The organism is Mycobacterium sp. MFM001 (assembly GCF_003402475.1).
Classification (GTDB): Bacteria; Actinomycetota; Actinomycetes; order Mycobacteriales; family Mycobacteriaceae; genus Mycobacterium.
Map to the genome: position 1 here is coordinate 445,524 of NZ_BFAB01000001.1, position 19,774 is coordinate 465,297.

The window sequence follows — 19,774 nt, forward strand, 5'->3', positions numbered from 1 at the left end:
CGTCGACCCTGGAGCTGATGCCCGTCGACAGCCCTTCCAGGATAGGAGCATCGGGCCTCGCTGGGCCACTAACGCGGTGTGGCCGCCGTCGCAGCCGTTCCACGGAGCAAAAGCCCTGGGGCGCAGGATGATTGGCAGATACAACGCTTGACCGGCCCGCCGGGACGACGGCAGTGTCACAGTGACGTAATTACCCGGTGTGTATATTCAGGCCTTCGACGAGTTCATCAGGTCCACGATTCGCTGCAAATCGTCCACCGACCCGAACTCGACGACGATCTTGCCCTTGCGTTTGCCGAGGCTGACCGTGACGCGGGTGTCGAAGGCGCTGGAGAGCCGCTCAGCAACATCCTGCAGCCCGGGCATCTGAATCGGCTTGCGCTTGGGCGCGGCCGGCTTGCTCGCGTCGCCGCGATTGGCCAGGGTCACCGCCTCCTCGGTGGCCCGCACCGACAACCCCTCCGCGACAATCCGGGCGGCGAGTTCTTCTTGGGCCTCCGGCCCACCCTCCAACGACAGCAGCGCGCGGGCATGGCCCGCCGACAGCACCCCGGCGGCGACGCGGCGCTGGACGGCGATCGGCAGCCGCAGCAGCCGGATCATGTTGGTGATCAGTGGCCGGGACCGCCCGATGCGGGCGGCCAGTTCGTCGTGGGTGACCCCGAACTCGTCGAGCAGTTGCTGGTAGGCCGCCGCCTCTTCCAACGGGTTCAGCTGCACGCGGTGGATGTTCTCCAGTAGGGCGTCGCGGAGCAGGTTGTCGTCACCCGTCTCCCGCACAATCGCCGGGATGGCCGTCATGCCGGCCTGTTGGGCGGCGCGCCAGCGGCGCTCCCCCATCACCAGCTGGTAGCGCTGACCGTCCTGGGATCCGCCGAGGGCGCGCACCACGATCGGTTGCATCAGGCCGAATTCGCGGATCGAGTGGACCAGTTCGGCCATGGACTCGTCGTCGAACACCTGGCGCGGCTGGCGCGGGTTGGGCTCGATCAGAGCCGGATCGATCTCGCGGTAGACCGCGCCCATACCGGCCGCGCCCGTCGCGGCCGGACCGCCCAGCACCACATCGGCGGCGGCGTCGCCCATGCGCGGACCCAGTCCCTGCGAGGCGGACTCGCCCTCGGCCGGTCCGGTGGGAATCAGCGAAGCCAGGCCGCGGCCGAGGCCGCCTTTCCTGCGCGTCGGCGGAGTCATGGTTGCCCCTTCACTGGTCGGTCTCGTTCGGCGAGTTCGCGGCTGGCGTCGAGGTAACTCATCGCCCCGCGCGAACCGGGATCGTAATCGATGATCGTCATGCTGTAGCCCGGCGCCTCGGACACCTTGACGCTGCGGGGTATCACCGTGCGCAACACCTTGCCGCCGAAGTAGCGGCGCACCTCGTCGGCAACCTGATCGGCGAGCTTGGTCCGGCCGTCGTACATCGTGAGGATGACGGTGGTCACCTCGAGCTGTGGGTTCAGATGCGCCTTCACCATCTCGATGTTGTTCATCAATTGCGAGACGCCCTCCAGCGCGTAGTACTCGCACTGGATGGGGATCAGCACCTCGGGCGCGGCGACGAGAGCGTTGATGGTGAGCAGCCCGAGCGACGGCGGGCAGTCGATGAAGACGTAGTCGAAGTCCGACTGCTCGAGTTCGGCCAGGGCGGTCCGCAGCCGGTTCTCCCGCGCCACCATGCTGACCAATTCGATCTCGGCGCCGGCCAGGTCGATGGTGGCCGGCACGCAGAACAGCCGTTCGCTGTGCGGGCTGCGGCGCAGGGCGGCGTGCAGCGGCATCTCGCCGAGCAACACCTCGTACGACGACGGGGTGCCCGAGTGCCGCTCGGTGATGCCGAGCGCCGTGCTGGCGTTGCCCTGCGGATCCAGATCGATGACGAGCGTCTTGAGCCCCTGGATCGCCAGCGCCGCGGCCAGGTTCACCGCCGTCGTAGTCTTCCCCACCCCGCCTTTCTGGTTGGCGATCGTGAACAGTCGGCGGCGGCTGGGCCGCGGCAGCCGGTCGTGGGCGGTGTGCAGCACCTGCATCGCGCGCTCGGCGGCAGCGCCGATCGGGGTGTCGTATTCGGTCGATGTTTCACGTGAAACATTCGGCGCGGACAGCTGGGGAGCTTCGGGCCCGGAGGCAAGCGGCCCGCGCGGCGCAGTCATAGGCTCTCCCTGTTCGACCGGCGGGGCCGCTGGCGCGGCCGGTGCCCCCTCGGCGCCGGTCTTTCGCGCTGTGCCACCACCACGGTTACGGGCGGACTCAAGTAGTTCACGCCACATTTCACCACCCTGACATTCGCGGCGCCTAACGCGGTCATCACACGCCGGTGTTCACGGACTTCCTCGGTCGCGCGCTCGCCCTTGATCGCCAACATCCGACCGCCCGGGCGCAGCAGCGGCAGACTCCATCGCGACAGCTTGTCCAGCGGGGCCACCGCCCGCGACACCGCGACGTCGCACCCTCCCACCTGTTGGCGGACCTCCCGGTCCTCTGCCCGGCCCCGCACCACGTCGACGCCGAGCCCGAGCTCCGCGACAACACCGTGGAGGAACTCGCTTCGGCGCAGCAGCGACTCGACCAGAACCACCCGGATGTCAGCCCGCGCAATCGCCAGCGGCAGCCCCGGCAGGCCGGCACCGCTGCCCACGTCGACCACGCGCTCCCCTGACTCCAGCAGTTCGGCCACCGCAGCGCAATTCAGCAGATGGCGGTCCCAGATCCGGTCCACTTCATGCGGACCGACAATCCCCCACTCGACACCGGTGCCCGCTAGCAGCTCGGCGTATCGCTGGGCGACATCCAGACGGTCACCGAAGGCTGCCGCGGCGGTATCCGGGGGCGCGGCCACCTCGACATGTTTCACGTGAAACATCCTCCGGTCTTTCCGCCGTCCGCCGGCGCTACGAACTACACCGGTGTAACTCCGGCGAGCGGGTCAGTCGAGCAATACGACGACCCGGCGCGAAGGCTCGACGCCCTCGCTCTCGCTGTGCACCCCAGGCACCTCCGCGACGGCGTCGTGAACGATCTTGCGCTCGAACGGTGTCATCGGAGCGAGCTCTTCGCGCTCGCCGGTCTCCAGCACGCGTCGGGCGACTTTGTCGCCCAGCGTCGCCAACTCTTCCCGCCGGCGCCGACGCCAGCTGGCGATGTCGAGCATCAGCCGGCTGCGCACCCCGGTCTTTTGGTGGACCGCCAACCGGGTCAGCTCCTGCAGCGCGTCGAGGACTTCCCCCTTGCGGCCCACCAACTTGTTCAAGTCGTCGCTGCCGTCGATGCTGACCACCGCGCGGTTGCCTTCGACATCCAGGTCAATGTCGCCGTCGAAGTCCAGCAGGTCGAGCAACTCTTCCAGATAGTCGCCCGCGATCTCACCCTCGGCGACCAACCGCTCCTCCAAATCGGCGTCCGCGGTGGGCTCCTCGTCTGGCGCCTGGTCCTCCACGGGCTCGTCGTTCGCGTCGCGTTCTGTTGTCTCGGCGTCCGTCATGGCTGTCTCTTTCTCTTCCCGTCGTCGGGCTGCTTCTTCACCCGGCTACTGCAGACCGGCTCCCGCTCCACCGAGCGACCGTGTCCGCGCGCCGGTTAGCGTTTGCGTTTCTTCGGGCGTGCTCCGGGGCGCGGGGTCCGGTTGGCAGGATTGGCCTTGGCCTTGGTGGCCGTGGGCTCGGTGGCCTGGCCGTCGACTTCCGCGCTGGCCGCCGTCGGCTCGCTCGCCGGCGTCGACGCCCCGTTTCCTCCCGAGGCCTTTTGCGCGCGTTTGGGCTTGGCGCCCGGCGCCGGCGCGTTCGCGGCTCGCCGTTCCAGCGCCTCGCGCTTCTTGGCCTCTTCCTCCTTTTCGATCATGCCGAACACATAGTGCTGCTGACCGAAGGTCCAGATGTTGTTGGAGAACCAGTACAGGATGATCGCCAGCGGCAGGAACGGGCCACCGACCACCACGCCCAGCGGAAACACATACAGCGCAAGCTTGTTCATCATCGCGGTCTGCGGGTTGGCAGCCGCCTCCGGGCTCTGCCGCGCCACCGAGGCGCGACTGTTGAAGTAGGTCGCGATGCCGGCCAGGATCATCACCGGCACGCCGACGGCGATCACCGCGGGGCGACTGAACTCGGTGAACGCATCCAACCCCGTGCGCTGCGTCATGAACGCGCCGATTGGTGCACCGAACAGGTTCGCGTCCAGGAAGTGAGCCACGTCGGTTGGGCTGAACACGTAGTTTCCCGTGGCCCGGTTCTCAGCGACGGACATGTGCGGCTGTCCGAACCCACCCGTCGTGCGGTTGAACGACCGCAACACGTGGTAGAGGCCCAAGAACACCGGGATCTGGGCCAGCATCGGCAGGCAACCCAGGATCGGGTTGAAGCCGTGTTCGCGCTGCAGCTTTTGCATCTCCAGCGCCATCCGCTGGCGGTCCTTGCCGTACTTCTTCTGCAGCGCCTTGATCTGCGGCTGCAGTTCCTGCATCTGTCGGGTGGTGCGGATCTGACGAACGAACGGTTTGTACAGGATGGCCCGCAGGGTGAACACCAGGAACATCACCGACAGCGCCCAGGTGAAGAAGCTCGACGGCCCCAGCAGGAAGCCAAAAGCCTTGTACCACAACCACATAATGGCCGACACCGGGTAGTAGAAGATGTCCAGGCTGAACACATCAAACAACGGACTCGATCTCCCCTCGCTCGGCTGGGGGGTCCCAGACCTCTCGCACGCCGGCGGGCGCTACCCCGCGCTCCGGTATCGGATCCCATCCTCCCCGATGCCACGGACCGCACTTCGCCAGCCGGACGGCGGCCAGCCAGCCGCCCCGCACCAGCCCGTACTCGGTCAGTGCGTCCACCGCGTACTGACTACAGGTCGGCATGAACCGGCAGGTTGCCGGCCGCAGTGGCGACACCATGTGCCGGTAGAGCTGGATCACGAAAATCGCCGCACGCGCCGCGGTTGTCCCGGCGCTGCGCGTCCATCTCGCGGTCATCGCGCCGATCCCGTCAGCTGCCGGATCCGCCGCAGCCCGGCACGCAACTGTCGATCCAACCGCGCCGATACGGCGTCGCGACTACTTGGCAGCGCGCGGATCACGACGTGATCGGACTTCAATTCCGGCAATACCGACCGCGCCACATGCCGCAGCCGACGGGCCACCCGGTGACGCTGGACGGCCGAGCCCACCGACTTCGAAATGATCAGCCCGACCTTCGGCGGTGACGCCGGCTGACCCTGCCGGGCGTGGATGACAAGGTCCGGCTGCGCGACTCGCAGCCCGTGCCTGACCGTCGCATCGAAATCGGTTGACCGCGTCATGCGGTTCTGCGCGGAAAGCACCGCTATGTCACCAGGAATGGATCAAGCAGTAAGTGAACGGCGCCCTTTGCGACGCCGGTTGGACACGATTGCCCGCCCTGCCCGAGTGCGCATCCGCAGCCGAAAACCGTGGACGCGGGCTCGGCGCCGGTTGTTCGGCTGGAAGGTCCGCTTGCCCTTCGCCACGGCTCTCTCCTTGTTGCCTCTGGCACCGCGCTCCGGCCAGATAACTCGAACGGCCGGACACGATTGCCCGCACGAAGCCTCGGTAGGCTCTGTGTCTCGCTGGTAACCGGCGCGGGCCCCGAGCGAAATAGCTCGGATCGCAGCCGTATCGCCGACTTTCGGGCGACTGTTCGAGGGTACTGACGCGGCCTCGCCGGGTCAAACCAGTGCGTTACAACCGGCAATCCTTAACTGCTTTCACACCCGCCACGCCGCGTCAAACAATCTGCTTGAAGCGCACCAGGAATGTTGCAGAACGGTTGGCACTCGCACGGAAAACTGTTAGCTTCGGGCAATGCCGTTTCAGACCGGAACGGCGCCCGACAACGAAGCGAGGATGGCGGACCGGCTCTCTCCCCAGGCAACCTACGGTGGCTGTCTCGGGCGCCGATTTCGCGTGCCGTCGCCGATAGACTGCGTCGCGATGACGACCGTCCTGTCCACATCTGTGGATAACCATGTGGACAGTTCGTCGTCGCTAGCAGTGGTTGTACCGCGATTTCTAGCCAGGGGGATTCGTCGTTGACCGATGATCCCAGTTCAAGCTTCGCGACGGTGTGGAACGCGGTCGTCTCCGAACTCAACGGCGACATGGACGGCAACGGCGCCCCGATCAACGGCGAGCCGTATGTCGCGCCACTGACTCCCCAGCAAAGAGCCTGGTTAAACCTGGTGCAGCCGATCACCATCGTGGAGGGGTTTGCTCTGCTGTCCGTGCCGAGCAGCTTCGTGCAGAACGAGATCGAACGTCATCTGCGCACTCACATCACCGACGCGCTCAGCCGGCGGCTCGGGCACCAAATCGAACTGGGCGTCCGCATCGCCCCGCCGCCCGCCGACGACACCGACACCGACACCGCCTCGCTTCCCGAAGACCTTGCCGTCGACACCGACGAGGTCGACGAGGACCGGGAAGCGCTCGCAAGCGCGCACGAAAGCTGGCCGACCTACTTCACCGAACGGCCGCCCAGCAACGACACGGCAGCCGCCGGCGGTACGAGTCTCAACCGCCGCTACACCTTTGACACCTTCGTGATCGGCGCCTCCAATCGGTTCGCTCACGCGGCCGCCCTGGCGATTGCTGAGGCACCGGCCCGTGCGTACAACCCGTTGTTCATCTGGGGCGAGTCCGGGTTGGGCAAGACCCACCTTTTGCACGCGGCCGGGAACTACGCTCAGCGACTGTTTCCCGGCATGCGGGTCAAGTACGTCTCGACCGAAGAGTTCACCAACGACTTCATCAACTCGCTGCGCGACGACCGCAAGGTCGCGTTCAAACGCAGCTACCGCGACGTGGACGTGCTGCTGGTCGACGACATCCAGTTCATCGAGGGCAAAGAGGGGATCCAGGAAGAGTTCTTCCACACCTTCAACACGCTGCACAACGCCAACAAGCAGATCGTGATCTCCTCCGATCGGCCACCCAAACAACTGGCCACCCTCGAGGACCGGCTGCGAACACGGTTCGAGTGGGGGCTCATCACCGACGTCCAGCCGCCGGAACTCGAAACGCGCATTGCGATTCTGCGCAAGAAGGCACAGATGGAGCGCCTCGCCGTACCTGACGAGGTTCTCGAGCTGATCGCCAGCAGCATCGAACGCAACATCCGCGAACTCGAAGGCGCGTTGATCCGCGTCACGGCCTTCGCATCGCTGAACAAGACACCGATCGACAAGGCGCTGGCCGAGATCGTGTTGCGCGACCTGATCGCCGACGCCAGCACGATGCAGATCAGCGCGGCCACCATCATGGCGGCCACCGCCGAATACTTCGACACCACCGTCGAAGAGCTCCGCGGACCCGGCAAGACCCGCGCCCTGGCTCAGTCCCGCCAGATCGCCATGTATCTGTGCCGCGAACTCACCGACCTCTCACTGCCGAAGATCGGGCAGGCATTCGGCCGCGACCACACCACCGTCATGTACGCCGAACGCAAAGTCCGCGGCGAAATGGCCGAGCGTCGCGAGGTCTTCGATCACGTCAAAGAACTCACGACCCGTATTCGCCAGCGCTCCAAGCGCTGATCTGTCAAAAAATTTTTGCCATCGCCGGCTGTGCATACCGCTGTGAGCAACCGGCTGACACCGTCATGCCCGTCCCAGAACCTCGTGCACAACCGCGCCGCATCCCCAGCCCTCGCACACAAACCCCACAGCCGCCGAGAACTTCATCCACACCCCGATCCGGCCCCCAGCAGCACCGACATCGGGTTGTCCCCAACATGCACAGCACTTACTACTGCTATGAGTATCTCTTCGTAGTTTCTTCTTCGAAAAGACCGTTGGGGACACACCGTTCCACATCCTGCAACCCACTCGACCACCGTGGCTTGTCACTGCGATCGATTAGCTTTCAAGATGACGACGGAGGCTCTACGGTTGTTGTTCGACTGCCGTTACGGCCGTCGTGGCGGATGACAGGCACAGGCGTTCGTCAGCGGGGGTTAGCCCGCTGGAGATGAACCTTGCTGTTCGGGGTGATGAAGGGACGCTATGGACGTGGCGACGACCAAAGTCGGCTTGACTGACTTGAAATTCCGCTTGGTTCGTGAAGACTTCGCCGACGCCGTCGCGTGGGTGGCCAGGAACTTGCCCACCAGACCCACGGTGCCGGTCCTGGCCGGCGTGCTGCTCACCGGCTCAGACGACGGGCTGACCATTTCCGGGTTCGACTACGAGGTTTCCGCCGAGGTGCGGCTTGCTGCCGAAATCGCTTCTCCGGGAACGGTTTTGGTGTCGGGACGGCTGTTGTCCGACATCACCCGCGCGCTGCCGGACAAGCCGGTTGACGTCCACGTCGATGGCACCCGGGTGTCGTTGACCTGCGGAAGCGCACGGTTTTCGCTGCCGACGATGGCCGTCGAGGACTACCCCACACTGCCGACATTGCCCGAGGAGACCGGTGCGTTGTCGGCGGACTTGTTCGCCGAGGCCATCAGCCAGGTCGCTGTCGCGGCCGGACGGGACGACACGCTGCCGATGCTGACTGGTATTCGGGTGGAGATTTCCGGTGAGACAGTGGTGCTGGCCGCCACCGACCGGTTCCGGTTGGCGGTGCGCGAGCTCACATGGTCGGCGGCTTCGCCCGACATCGAAGCGGCGGTGCTGGTGCCGGCCAAGACGCTGGCCGAGGCCGCCAAGACGGGCAGTGACGGCGCCGAAGTGCGGTTGTCGCTCGGCGCAGGGTCCGCGGTGGGCAAGGACGGGTTGCTTGGCATCAGTGGCAACGGGAAGCGCAGCACGACGAGACTTCTTGACGCCGAATTCCCGAAGTTCCGTCAACTGTTGCCCACCGAACACACCGCGGTCGCCACCATCGGGGTCGCCGAGCTGACCGAGGCCATCAAGCGCGTGGCGTTGGTCGCCGACCGGGGCGCTCAGGTGCGGATGGAATTCTCCGACGACGTGCTGAGGCTTTCTGCCGGCGCCGACGACGTGGGCCGCGCCGAAGAGGACCTCCCGGTCGAATTCGCGGGCGAACCATTGACAATCGCCTTCAATCCCACCTACCTGACCGACGGGCTGGGATCGTTGCACTCCGAGAAGGTGTCGTTCGGTTTCACCACGCCCAGCCGGCCGGCCGTGCTGCGCCCCACATCCGACGACGACCCTCAGCCCACCGATAGCGGCCCCTTCCCTGCCGTCTCGACCGACTACGTCTATTTGTTGATGCCGGTCCGTTTGCCCGGTTAGCGGTTGGTGTGTACGTCCGTCATCTTGGTCTGCGAGACTTCCGGTCATGGGCGCACGCCGACCTTGAACTAGCGCCGGGGCGCACCGTGTTCGTCGGGCCGAATGGCTACGGTAAGACGAACCTCGTTGAAGCGCTGTGGTATTCGTCGACGCTGAGTTCGCACCGGGTGGCCACGGATGCGCCGTTGATCCGGATCGGCGCGCCCCGGGCTGTGGTGTCGACAATCGTGGTCAACGACGGGCGCGAATGCGCGGTCGATTTGGAGATCACCAGTGGGCGGGCCAATAAGGCCCGGCTGAATCGCTCCCCGGTGCGCAGCGCGCGTGAAGTGCTCGGCGTATTACGTGCCGTGCTGTTCGCGCCGGAGGACCTGGCGTTGGTCCGCGGAGATCCTGCCGACCGTCGTCGCTACCTGGATGATTTGGCCACTGTTCGGCGGCCACGGATCGCCGCGGTCCGCGCCGACTACGACAAGGTGCTGCGTCAGCGCACGGCGTTGCTCAAGACCGCAGCCGGCGGCCGGTTACGGGGCGACCGCGGAGTACTCGACACTCTGGACGTATGGGACGGCCATCTGGCGAACCACGGTGCCGAGTTGATGGCCGCCCGTATCGAGCTGGTGAACGAGTTGGCCCCCGAAGTGGTCAAGGCCTATGCCCTGTTGGCGCCGGGATCGCGGACTGCGTCGATCGGTTACCGCGCCGGCATCGACGTCGAGGGTCCGGATAGGGAGTTGCTAGAAGCCGCGCTGTTGGCCGAGATGGCGCGCCGCCGCGACGCCGAGCTGGAGCGCGGTGTGTGTCTGGTCGGCCCGCATCGAGACGATCTGGAGTTACGGCTCGGCGACCAACCCGCGAAAGGCTTTGCCAGCCATGGTGAATCGTGGTCGATGGCGTTGGCGCTGCGTCTGGCGGCCTACGAATTGCTTCGCGCCGAGGGCGGCGATCCGGTGCTCTTGCTCGACGACGTGTTCGCCGAGCTAGACGCCGCGCGGCGCCAAGCGCTGGCCACGGCGGCAGCATCAGCCGAACAAGTCTTGGTGACCGCCGCGGTCGCCGACGACGTTCCGCGCGATTGGGACGCCACGCAGGTCACCATCGCTTTACGCGAAGACGACAACGGCCGGGTATCGGCGGTACAGACATGAACGACGACGACGCGATGGACCTGGTCCGGCGCACGTTGGAAGAGGCGCGCGGCGCAGCGCGCAGCCAGGGCAAAGACGTCGGGCGCGGGCGCCGACTGCTGCCGCCGGGCCGCCGCGTCGCCGGCACATCCGGCCGCCGACGGTGGTCCGGGCCGGGTCCCGACCACCGCGACCCGCAACCGCTCGGCACCGCCGCACGCGAGGTGGCCAAGAAGCACGGCTGGTCGCTGCGGGTCGCCGAAGGAGCGGTGTTCGGCCAGTGGCCGTCGGTGGTCGGCGAGCAGATCGCCGAACACGCCACCCCGACCGGCCTGCGCGACGGAGTGTTGAGTGTGTCCGCGGAGTCCACGGCCTGGGCAACCCAGCTGCGGATCATGCAGTCGCAGCTGATCGCAAAGATCGCCGCGGAGGTCGGCGACGGTGTCGTGACGTCCCTAAAGATCACCGGCCCGGTCGCGCCGTCGTGGCGAAAAGGGCCACTACATATCGCCGGACGAGGACCACGTGACACCTATGGTTGATGAATCGCAGGATCGGCTGAGGGGCATCACAGCGGCGCGGCGCGGGTCGTCAAGCGTCCTGACGCAGGCTACAGCGAAAAATTCCGTATACGGCGCGGATAGCTGTGCAGAAACACCCTCGCAGAGTCGGTGCAGGCGCTCGTTATAGGTAGACTGGCGGAGAACCAGCGCACAGTCGTGGAGACTACCTGCGCGCAACCCCAAGGAGACCCTTCCGCCCGTGGCTGCCCAAAAGAAAAGTACGAAACAGTACGGCGCCGAATCCATCACCGTCTTAGAAGGGCTAGAAGCAGTCCGCAAACGCCCGGGTATGTATATCGGCTCCACCGGGGAGCGCGGCTTGCACCATCTGATCTGGGAGGTCGTGGACAACGCGGTGGACGAGGCGATGGCCGGTTACGCCACCGAAGTCGACGTCAAGATCCTCGAGGACGGCGGTGTTCAAGTCACCGACAATGGGCGCGGTATCCCGGTTGCCATGCATGCCACGGGCATGCCGACGGTCGACGTCGTGATGACCCAACTCCATGCCGGCGGAAAGTTCGGCGGCGACGACAGTGCCTACGCGGTCTCCGGCGGTCTGCACGGTGTGGGTGTGTCGGTGGTCAATGCGTTGTCCACCCGACTCGAGGTGGAGATCTCCACCGACGGCTACGAGTGGTTTCAGCATTACGATCGCTCGGTCCCCGGCACGCTCAAGCAAGGCGAGAAAACCAAGACGACCGGTACGACGGTCCGGTTCTGGGCCGACCCGGACATCTTCGAAACGACGGACTACGACTTCGAAACGGTCGCGCGCCGGCTGCAGGAAATGGCGTTCCTCAACAAAGGGCTGACCATCAACCTGACCGACCAACGCGTACGAAACGAAGAAGTGGTCGACGAAGTCGTCAGCGACACGGCCGACGCGCCGAAGACGGCGCGCGAGGAAGCCGAGGAGCGCAGCACGCAGAAGGTCAAGCACCGTACGTTCCACTACCCCGGCGGCCTGGTCGACTTCGTCAAGCACATCAACCGCACCAAGAACCCGATCCATTCCAGCATCGTCGACTTCTCCGGCAAGGGCCCGGGCCACGAGGTCGAGATCGCAATGCAGTGGAACGCAGGCTATTCCGAGTCGGTGCACACCTTCGCGAACACGATCAACACCCACGAGGGCGGCACTCATGAAGAGGGCTTCCGCGCGGCGCTGACGTCCGTGGTCAACAAGTACGCCAAAGACCGCAAGCTACTCAAGGACAAGGATCCCAACCTCACCGGCGACGACATCCGCGAGGGCCTGGCCGCAGTCATCTCGGTCAAGGTCAGCGAGCCGCAGTTCGAGGGCCAGACCAAAACCAAACTCGGCAACACCGAAGTCAAGTCGTTTGTGCAGAAGGTCTGCAACGAACAACTCACCCACTGGTTCGAGGCCAACCCGAGCGACGCAAAGACCGTCGTCAACAAGGCGGTGTCGTCGGCGCAGGCACGCATCGCCGCGCGCAAGGCGCGAGAGTTGGTGCGCCGCAAGAGCGCAACCGATTTGGGCGGGCTGCCGGGCAAGCTGGCCGATTGCCGCTCCACCGATCCGCGTAAATCGGAACTTTATGTGGTGGAAGGCGATTCGGCCGGTGGCTCGGCCAAGAGTGGCCGGGATTCCATGTTCCAGGCGATCCTGCCGCTGCGCGGCAAGATCATCAACGTGGAGAAGGCCCGCATCGACCGGGTGCTGAAAAACACCGAGGTTCAGGCCATCATCACCGCACTGGGCACCGGCATCCACGACGAGTTCGACATCACCAAGCTGCGCTACCACAAGATCGTGCTGATGGCCGACGCCGACGTCGACGGCCAGCACATCTCAACGCTGCTGCTGACTCTGCTGTTCCGGTTCATGCGGCCGCTGATCGAAAACGGGCACGTGTTCTTGGCGCAACCGCCGCTGTACAAGCTGAAATGGCAGCGCAGCGATCCCGAATTCGCCTACTCCGACCGCGAGCGCGACGGCCTGCTAGAGGCCGGACAGAAGGCCGGCAAGAAGATCAACAAGGACGACGGCATCCAGCGCTACAAAGGTCTCGGCGAAATGGACGCCAAAGAGTTGTGGGAGACCACGATGGACCCGTCGGTTCGGGTGCTGCGCCAGGTGACTCTCGACGACGCCGCCGCCGCCGACGAATTGTTCTCGATTCTGATGGGCGAGGACGTCGACGCCCGCCGCAGTTTCATTACTCGCAATGCCAAAGACGTTCGCTTCCTAGACGTTTAAACGAGGAATAGATGACAGACACCACGCTGCCACCGGGCGGTGGCGCCGCCGATCGCGTTGAGCCGGTCGACATCCAGCAGGAGATGCAGCGCAGCTACATCGACTATGCGATGAGCGTGATCGTCGGGCGTGCGCTTCCCGAAGTGCGCGACGGCCTCAAGCCGGTGCACCGCCGGGTGCTCTACGCGATGTTCGACTCCGGGTTCCGCCCGGACCGTAGCCACGCGAAATCGGCGCGCTCCGTTGCTGAAACGATGGGCAACTACCACCCGCACGGCGACGCGTCGATCTACGACACCCTGGTGCGGATGGCGCAGCCGTGGTCGCTGCGCTACCCGCTGGTCGACGGCCAAGGCAACTTCGGCTCGCCTGGCAACGACCCGCCAGCCGCGATGCGATACACGGAAGCGCGGCTCACTCCCCTCGCCATGGAGATGCTGCGCGAAATCGACGAGGAAACAGTCGATTTCATTCCCAACTACGACGGCCGGGTGCAAGAGCCGACGGTGTTGCCCAGCCGGTTCCCCAACCTGCTGGCCAACGGTTCGGGCGGCATCGCGGTCGGCATGGCCACCAACATTCCGCCGCACAACTTGCGCGAACTCGCCGAAGCGGTGTTCTGGTGCCTGGAGAACTTCGACGCCGACGAAGAGGCGACGCTGAAGGCGGTCACCAAAAAGGTCAAGGGTCCCGACTTCCCCACGTCCGGATTGATCGTCGGCTCGCAGGGCATCGCCGATGCGTACGCCACCGGTCGCGGCTCCATCCGGATGCGCGGAGTCGCTGAGATAGAAGAAGATTCGCGCGGCCGCACGTCGCTGGTGATCACCGAGTTGCCCTATCAGGTCAACCACGACAACTTCATCACCTCGATTGCCGAACAGGTCCGCGACGGCAAGCTCGCCGGGATCGCCAACATCGAAGACCAGTCCAGCGACCGCGTCGGTCTGCGCATCGTCATCGAACTCAAGCGTGACGCCGTCGCCAAGGTGGTGCTGAACAATCTCTACAAGCACACCCAGCTGCAGACCAGCTTCGGCGCCAACATGCTGGCGATCGTCGACGGGGTGCCGCGCACCCTGCGGCTTGACCAGCTGATCCGCCACTACGTCGACCACCAACTCGACGTGATCGTGCGGCGCACCACCTACCGGCTGCGAAAAGCCAACGAGCGAGCCCACATTCTGCGCGGTCTGGTCAAGGCGCTCGACGCGCTCGACGAGGTGATCGCGTTGATCCGGGCATCGGAAACCGTCGACATCGCCCGCCAAGGTTTGATCGAGCTGCTCGACATCGACGAGATCCAGGCGCAAGCCATCCTGGACATGCAGCTGCGGCGCCTGGCGGCGTTGGAGCGCCAGCGCATCATCGACGACCTCGCCAAGATCGAAGCCGAAATCGCCGACCTGGAAGACATTTTGGCGAAACCGGAACGCCAGCGCGGCATCGTGCGCGACGAACTCAAAGAGATCGTCGACAAGCACGGCGACGACCGGCGCACCCGCATCGTGGCGGCCGACGGCGACGTCAGCGACGAGGACCTGATCGCCCGCGAGGACGTCGTCGTCACGATCACCGAAACCGGCTACGCCAAACGCACCAAGACCGACCTGTACCGCAGCCAGAAACGCGGCGGCAAGGGCGTGCAGGGCGCGGGCCTCAAGCAGGACGACATCGTCGCGCACTTCTTCGTGTGCTCGACGCACGACTGGATCCTGTTCTTCACCACCCAGGGCCGGGTGTATCGAGCCAAGGCGTACGACTTGCCGGAGGCGTCGCGGACCGCGCGCGGCCAACATGTGGCGAACCTGCTGGCCTTCCAGCCCGAAGAGCGCATCGCGCAGGTCATCCAGATCAAGAGCTACGAGGACGCTCCGTACTTGGTACTGGCCACCCGCAACGGCTTGGTAAAGAAGACCAAGCTGACCGATTTCGACTCCAACCGGTCGGGCGGAATTGTGGCGATCAACCTGCGTGACGGCGACGAGCTGGTCGGCGCGGTGCTGTGCTCGTCCGACGACGACCTGCTGCTGGTCTCGGCTAACGGCCAGTCCATCCGGTTCTCGGCAACCGACGAGGCGTTGCGGCCGATGGGCCGGGCGACGTCGGGTGTGCAAGGGATGCGGTTCAACGCCGACGACTACCTGCTCTCGCTGAACGTGGTCCGCGAAGGCACATATCTGCTGGTCGCGACGTCAGGCGGCTACGCCAAGCGCACCGCGATCGAGGAGTACACCACGCAGGGCCGCGGCGGTAAGGGCATCTTGACCATTCAGTACGACACCCGGCGTGGCAAGCTGGTTGGGGCGCTGATTGTCGACGATGACAGCGAGGTGTACGCCATCACCTCCGGCGGCGGGGTGATCCGCACCGCGGCACGACAGGTCCGCAAGGCCGGACGGCAAACCAAGGGCGTGCGGTTGATGAACTTGGGCGAGGGCGACACACTGTTAGCCATCGCACGTAACGCCGAAGAAGCCGCCGTAGCCGACGGCGAGTCGGGCACCGAACCCGACGCATGAGCTACCGCCGGCCGCCGCGACGGCCGGACGCAGAGGTAAGGAGCCCGTGGTGACGTCACCGAACGAGCCGGGACACCCCGGACTGGGCGACAGCCCCAACGGGAACGGCTCGGTCGACGGCGCGGGCGTGCACCGCTCCGAACCCCGCCCCACCCCGCGCCAAGGCTCCGATGCCGGCTCCGACACGGGCGGGACGCCGCCGTGGCAGCGCAGCGGCCCTCGGCCGTCGCCGCCGCAGCATCGCCCGCCGTCGGACACCGCGGGCCAACACGAACGGCGGTCCTCGGGCCACTCCCCCGGCGTCGAAGCGCGGCTGACCCGGTTCATCTCGGGCACAGCGGCCCCCGGCGCAAACGCGACGCCGCAGGGCAGTCACGCGAAGACTCAGGAGCCCGACGCCCCGCCCGCCCGCGGTGAGAGTCGGCACGGCGAGACCTACGGCAGCGAGCTGCCCGATCTGTCCGGGGTTGCGCCGCGGCCGGCACCACGCAAACCGGTGCCGGACCGCGGGCCCGAGACGTCGTCGACCGCGGGCCGCCCGACAAGCCGGATCCATGTGTCAGGCCGGTCCCGGGGCCCGGTGCGGGCCAGCATGCAGATCCGCCGGATCGACCCGTGGAGCACGTTGAAGGTGTCTTTGGTGTTGTCGGTCGCGCTGTTCTTCGTCTGGATGATCGCCGTCGCCTTCTTGTATCTGGTCCTCGGCGGCATGGGCGTGTGGAGCAAGCTCAACAGCAACGTCGGCGATCTGCTGAACAACACCAGCGGCAGCACCGAACTCGTCTCCAGCGGCACGATCTTCGGCGGCGCGGTGTTGATCGGCCTGCTGAACATCGTGCTGCTCACCGCGATGGCCACGATCGGTGCGTTCGTCTACAACCTGACGACCGACCTGATCGGCGGCGTCGAAGTGACGCTGGCAGATCGGGACTAGCGCGGCGACGATGCAGAGCGCGTAGCGCGATGGGGAGGAGCAGCGCAATCGGGATTAGCAGCAGGGCGGTCGAGTGCGGTAATCTCGTCGCTCGGTCGTCCGCGTGCGGGCCTATAGCTCAGGCGGTTAGAGCGCTTCGCTGATAACGAAGAGGTCGGAGGTTCGAGTCCTCCTAGGCCCACAACCATGTGTTCGCCCAGACGCTTCGTGAGATTGCTGTTGCCGTTGGCCGCCCTCGCGGCGACAGCGGCCGTGGTCCGGTCCCGGCGGGGTGTCGAGGTCTGGCACGTGGCCGCTGACCAAACCGCGGACCGCGGCGAGGGGCCTTAGCTCAGTTGGTAGAGCGCTGCCTTTGCAAGGCAGAAGTCAGGGGTTCGAATCCCCTAGGCTCCACAGTCGTTACGGGCGTGGCTGCACATCCACACTGGGCGGGCGCGGCGACGGCTCCGGGCGCGACGAGCGGCGGATGATCGAGAACGCGACCGCGCCACCGGCCAAGGCCGCCACCGCGATGCCCGCAATCACCCACGGACGCTTGCTGCGGCGCTGAGCCCGACGCGCCTGTTGCAACGCTTCGGGCAGGCCGGCAACCACTTCTTGTGCGGCGGCCAGTTCCTGCGCGATGGTCTCCTGGGCGCTCTGTAGGTCCCGCGCGAGCCGGCCCTCCTGGTAGCGGCGACGCAGGTTCGACGCCCCCGCCTGCGCGGAGTGCACACCTAGGCCGACGACGCCGCGCGTGACGTCCACCGGCCCCACCGCCGTGTAGGCCAGCCCCCGGGTCAGTCGCTGCCGCGGGGTCAACCCGATCTTCGTCGTCGCGCTCATCTGCCGCCTTTCTGCCGACCGTCGTAAAGCTCCACCCTGCCATCATTGCCACGTCTGCGGGCCCGATGCACGGCTACCGGCACCGGCCGGCGGGCAGCCACGGTGGTGATGGCAGACTGTGATGCCGTGACTACCAGCCCAATTCAGACTGCCACTGCCACGCTGCACACCAACCGCGGCGACATCAAGATCGCACTGTTCGGGAACCACGCTCCCAAGACCGTCGCCAACTTCGTGGGTCTGGCGCAGGGCACCAAGGACTATTCGACCGAGAACGCCTCCGGCGGAACGTCCGGCCCGTTTTACGACGGCGCGATCTTTCACCGGGTGATCAGCGGCTTCATGATCCAGGGCGGCGACCCGACGGGCACCGGCCGTGGCGGCCCGGGCTACAAGTTCGCCGACGAGTTCCACCCGGAGCTGCAGTTCGACAAGCCCTACCTGCTGGCGATGGCCAATGCCGGGCCGGGCACCAACGGCTCGCAGTTCTTCATCACGGTCGGCAAGACGCCGCACCTGAACCGGCGGCACACCATCTTCGGCGAGGTCGTCGACCCGGAGTCGCAGAAGGTCGTCGATGCGATCGCTGCCACTCCCACCGACCACAGCGACCGGCCCACCGAACCCGTCGTGATCGAGTCGGTCACCATCTCCTAAACCGACGGCGCGTACCCGGCCTCGGTGAGCGCGTCGAGCACCTCCAACGGATTGGTGCCGAGGTCCCACCGCGAGAAGATCAGCAGGGAATCGTCGGCGGTCTCGATCTCCAGTAGCCGGGTCTTGCGTCCGATACGCCGGAACTCGGTGATCCGGACGATCTTGATGTCGGGGCGTCGCAAAAGCTGCGTTCGCAACCATCCCCGAACCAGCAGGCCGTCGGGGGTGATTGCCAGCTTGGGCCGGGCGCGCCACGAAACGCTTGCAAACAAGATCAAACCCACGGCGGCAATACCTGTGAGTATCCTGCCAGGCGTGTCTGTGACCACAGTCACACATGCGATAGCCATCACGATGCCGACGACGCCACAACCTGCGATTCCGGCCGTGGAGGGTGCCCACTCGGTTTGCTGCACGGGCTTGCTAGACCGTCCTACCTTCGGCGATGCAGTTATCCACAAGCGCTATCAACAATGGGGATGAATCACACGCGTGTGATTGAGTAGGCGAGGTGTTGCCAGCACAGTAACCGCACACACGTCAAATGAATTCATTACGGCACCGGCGACTGCTACCGCCACCGCATGGTGAGCAACAAACCGGTGATCATGAAAGCAAACGCCACGGCGTAGTTCCACGGCCCCAGTTCTGCCATCCAGTCCAGCACCGCCGGCGCGTTAGGTCCGGTGGCCGCCAGCTGGAACACCATCAGCCAGATCAGTCCGATCAACATCAACCCGACGAACAACGCGACGAACCAGACGCTGGAGGGGCCAGCTTTGACCTTGACCGGCGTCCGGCTTACCGGACTCGCGGCGAAGTCGCTTTTCTTGCGGACCTTGGACTTGGGCATCGGTACCTCAGGACAGTCGAGCGGATGCAACGATAAAGACTAACCCACCCGAACACCTGCGAACGGGGAGCCGATGGCCAAACCGAGGACGGGCCGCGCCACCAGCGGCCGCGCCCTGTGGCGCGTCGGCGTCCCCCTGGTGTGCCTGTTGGCCGGTTTGCTGCTGGGGGCCACCCACGGGGTGTCCCGAGGTGGCGAGATCCGCCGGAGCGACGCGCCGCGGCTGGTCGACCTGGTCCGTGAGGCGCAGTCGAACGTCGACGGGCTGTCCAGCGAACGCGACCGGTTGGCCGCCGCAATCGACTCCACCCACGGCCGGTCGGCGGATGCCGCGCTGGCGGCGATGCAGCGGCGGTCCGCGGAGTTGGCTGGCGACGCCGGCTTGGACCCGGTTCACGGGCCGGGGCTGGTGGTGACGCTCACCGACGCGCAGCGCGACGCCAACGGCCGCTTCCCGCGCGACGCCTCGCCCGACGATCTCGTCGTCCACCAGCAAGACATCCAGGCCGTCCTCAACGCGTTGTGGAGCGCCGGCGCGGAGGCGATCCAGGTGCAGGACCAGCGCATCATTGCCACCTCGGCGCCGCGCTGCGTCGGAAATACGTTGCTGCTCAACGGGCGTACGTACAGCCCGCCGTACACGATCACCGCGATCGGAGATCCCGGCGCCATGCAGGCCGCGTTGGCCGCCGCTCCCCTGGTGACCCTCTACAAGCAGTATGTGGTGCGGTTCGGGCTCGGCTACACCGAACAGGTCATGCCCGACGTGCGGGTCGCCGGGCACACCGAACCGGTGCGGATGCACGTCGCACAGCCGGCCGGTCCGGTGAGCTACTGAGCGCCCCGGGTCTGTCGC

General features: G+C 65.9%; 20 protein-coding genes and 2 tRNA genes. 11 read left to right on the forward strand and 11 right to left on the reverse strand.

The window, feature by feature from the left end:
* Positions 1-207: 207 nt before the first annotated feature.
* From MFM001_RS02185 to rpmH, 8 genes are all read right to left on the reverse strand, one after another.
* On the reverse strand, positions 208-1,194 hold the full coding sequence (locus MFM001_RS02185; RefSeq protein WP_116373080.1) for a ParB/RepB/Spo0J family partition protein: 987 nt from the start codon (positions 1,192-1,194) through the stop codon (positions 208-210).
* A complete protein-coding gene (locus MFM001_RS02190; RefSeq protein ID WP_116373082.1) occupies positions 1,191-2,150 on the reverse strand; it encodes a ParA family protein in 960 nt (319 codons plus the stop codon). Before MFM001_RS02190 ends, MFM001_RS02185 begins: the two co-directional genes overlap by 4 nt.
* Positions 2,147-2,851 (reverse strand): 16S rRNA (guanine(527)-N(7))-methyltransferase RsmG, encoded by a 705-nt coding sequence (gene rsmG / locus MFM001_RS02195; protein WP_192886822.1) that lies wholly within the window; start codon positions 2,849-2,851, stop codon positions 2,147-2,149. The genes MFM001_RS02190 and rsmG overlap by 4 nt, the downstream gene beginning before the upstream one ends.
* Positions 2,852-2,923: 72 nt before the next feature.
* Positions 2,924-3,478: a R3H domain-containing nucleic acid-binding protein gene (locus tag MFM001_RS02200; protein WP_116373086.1), complete on the reverse strand. Its 555-nt coding sequence runs from the start codon at positions 3,476-3,478 to the stop codon at positions 2,924-2,926.
* A 95-nt stretch (positions 3,479-3,573) separates the two neighbouring features.
* A complete protein-coding gene (gene yidC / locus MFM001_RS02205) occupies positions 3,574-4,599 on the reverse strand; it encodes a membrane protein insertase YidC (protein ID WP_238158885.1) in 1,026 nt (341 codons plus the stop codon).
* A 43-nt stretch (positions 4,600-4,642) separates the two neighbouring features.
* Positions 4,643-4,966 (reverse strand): membrane protein insertion efficiency factor YidD, encoded by a 324-nt coding sequence (gene yidD, locus MFM001_RS02210; protein WP_116373090.1) that lies wholly within the window; start codon positions 4,964-4,966, stop codon positions 4,643-4,645.
* The gene (gene rnpA, locus MFM001_RS02215; protein ID WP_116373091.1) at positions 4,963-5,313 is read right to left on the reverse strand and encodes a ribonuclease P protein component; all 351 of its coding nucleotides are present in this window, start codon (positions 5,311-5,313) and stop codon (positions 4,963-4,965) included. Before rnpA ends, yidD begins: the two co-directional genes overlap by 4 nt.
* A gap of 21 nt (positions 5,314-5,334) precedes the next feature.
* Positions 5,335-5,478 (reverse strand): 50S ribosomal protein L34, encoded by a 144-nt coding sequence (rpmH, locus tag MFM001_RS02220; RefSeq protein WP_084226258.1) that lies wholly within the window; start codon positions 5,476-5,478, stop codon positions 5,335-5,337.
* Between the two features lie 561 nt (positions 5,479-6,039).
* On the opposite strand from rpmH, the gene dnaA reads away from it, so the two are divergent.
* The 9 genes from dnaA (at position 6,040) to MFM001_RS02265 (ending at position 16,976) form a co-directional block, all read left to right on the forward strand.
* The gene (dnaA, locus tag MFM001_RS02225; RefSeq protein ID WP_116373093.1) at positions 6,040-7,542 is read left to right on the forward strand and encodes a chromosomal replication initiator protein DnaA; all 1,503 of its coding nucleotides are present in this window, start codon (positions 6,040-6,042) and stop codon (positions 7,540-7,542) included.
* Positions 7,543-8,010: 468 nt separating this feature from the next.
* Positions 8,011-9,210, forward strand: a complete 1,200-nt coding sequence (dnaN, locus tag MFM001_RS02230; protein WP_116373095.1) for a DNA polymerase III subunit beta — start codon at positions 8,011-8,013, stop codon at positions 9,208-9,210.
* An 8-nt stretch (positions 9,211-9,218) separates the two neighbouring features.
* Complete coding sequence (recF, locus tag MFM001_RS02235; RefSeq protein ID WP_116373097.1) at positions 9,219-10,358, forward strand: DNA replication/repair protein RecF; 1,140 nt, start codon at positions 9,219-9,221, stop codon at positions 10,356-10,358.
* Entirely contained in the window at positions 10,355-10,879 is a 525-nt protein-coding gene (locus tag MFM001_RS02240; protein ID WP_116373099.1) for a DUF721 family protein, read from the forward strand. Before recF ends, MFM001_RS02240 begins: the two co-directional genes overlap by 4 nt.
* 220 nt (positions 10,880-11,099) lie before the next feature.
* Positions 11,100-13,127, forward strand: a complete 2,028-nt coding sequence (gyrB, locus tag MFM001_RS02245; protein WP_116373101.1) for a DNA topoisomerase (ATP-hydrolyzing) subunit B — start codon at positions 11,100-11,102, stop codon at positions 13,125-13,127.
* Between the two features lie 11 nt (positions 13,128-13,138).
* Positions 13,139-15,649, forward strand: a complete 2,511-nt coding sequence (gene gyrA / locus MFM001_RS02250; protein WP_116373104.1) for a DNA gyrase subunit A — start codon at positions 13,139-13,141, stop codon at positions 15,647-15,649.
* Between the two features lie 49 nt (positions 15,650-15,698).
* Positions 15,699-16,583: a DUF3566 domain-containing protein gene (locus tag MFM001_RS02255; RefSeq protein WP_116373588.1), complete on the forward strand. Its 885-nt coding sequence runs from the start codon at positions 15,699-15,701 to the stop codon at positions 16,581-16,583.
* Between the two features lie 107 nt (positions 16,584-16,690).
* Positions 16,691-16,764 (forward strand) — tRNA-Ile (locus MFM001_RS02260).
* A 139-nt stretch (positions 16,765-16,903) separates the two neighbouring features.
* Positions 16,904-16,976 (forward strand) — tRNA-Ala (locus MFM001_RS02265).
* Between the two features lie 6 nt (positions 16,977-16,982).
* On the opposite strand, the gene cwsA is transcribed toward MFM001_RS02265, so the two are convergent.
* A complete protein-coding gene (gene cwsA, locus MFM001_RS02270) occupies positions 16,983-17,408 on the reverse strand; it encodes a cell wall synthesis protein CwsA (protein ID WP_116373106.1) in 426 nt (141 codons plus the stop codon).
* Between the two features lie 108 nt (positions 17,409-17,516).
* Between cwsA and MFM001_RS02275 the strand changes: the two genes are divergently transcribed.
* Positions 17,517-18,065, forward strand: coding sequence for a peptidylprolyl isomerase (locus MFM001_RS02275; RefSeq protein WP_116373108.1), 549 nt, complete (start codon positions 17,517-17,519; stop codon positions 18,063-18,065).
* Here MFM001_RS02275 and MFM001_RS02280 read toward each other — a convergent pair.
* Positions 18,062-18,481, reverse strand: a complete 420-nt coding sequence (locus MFM001_RS02280) for a PH domain-containing protein (RefSeq protein ID WP_116373110.1) — start codon at positions 18,479-18,481, stop codon at positions 18,062-18,064. The two genes, MFM001_RS02275 and MFM001_RS02280, sit on opposite strands and share 4 nt — an antisense overlap.
* A 155-nt stretch (positions 18,482-18,636) precedes the next feature.
* A complete protein-coding gene (crgA, locus tag MFM001_RS02285; RefSeq protein WP_116373112.1) occupies positions 18,637-18,918 on the reverse strand; it encodes a cell division protein CrgA in 282 nt (93 codons plus the stop codon).
* Between the two features lie 73 nt (positions 18,919-18,991).
* On the opposite strand from crgA, the gene MFM001_RS02290 reads away from it, so the two are divergent.
* On the forward strand, positions 18,992-19,756 hold the full coding sequence (locus MFM001_RS02290) for a DUF881 domain-containing protein (protein WP_116373114.1): 765 nt from the start codon (positions 18,992-18,994) through the stop codon (positions 19,754-19,756).
* Positions 19,757-19,774 lie beyond the last annotated feature (18 nt).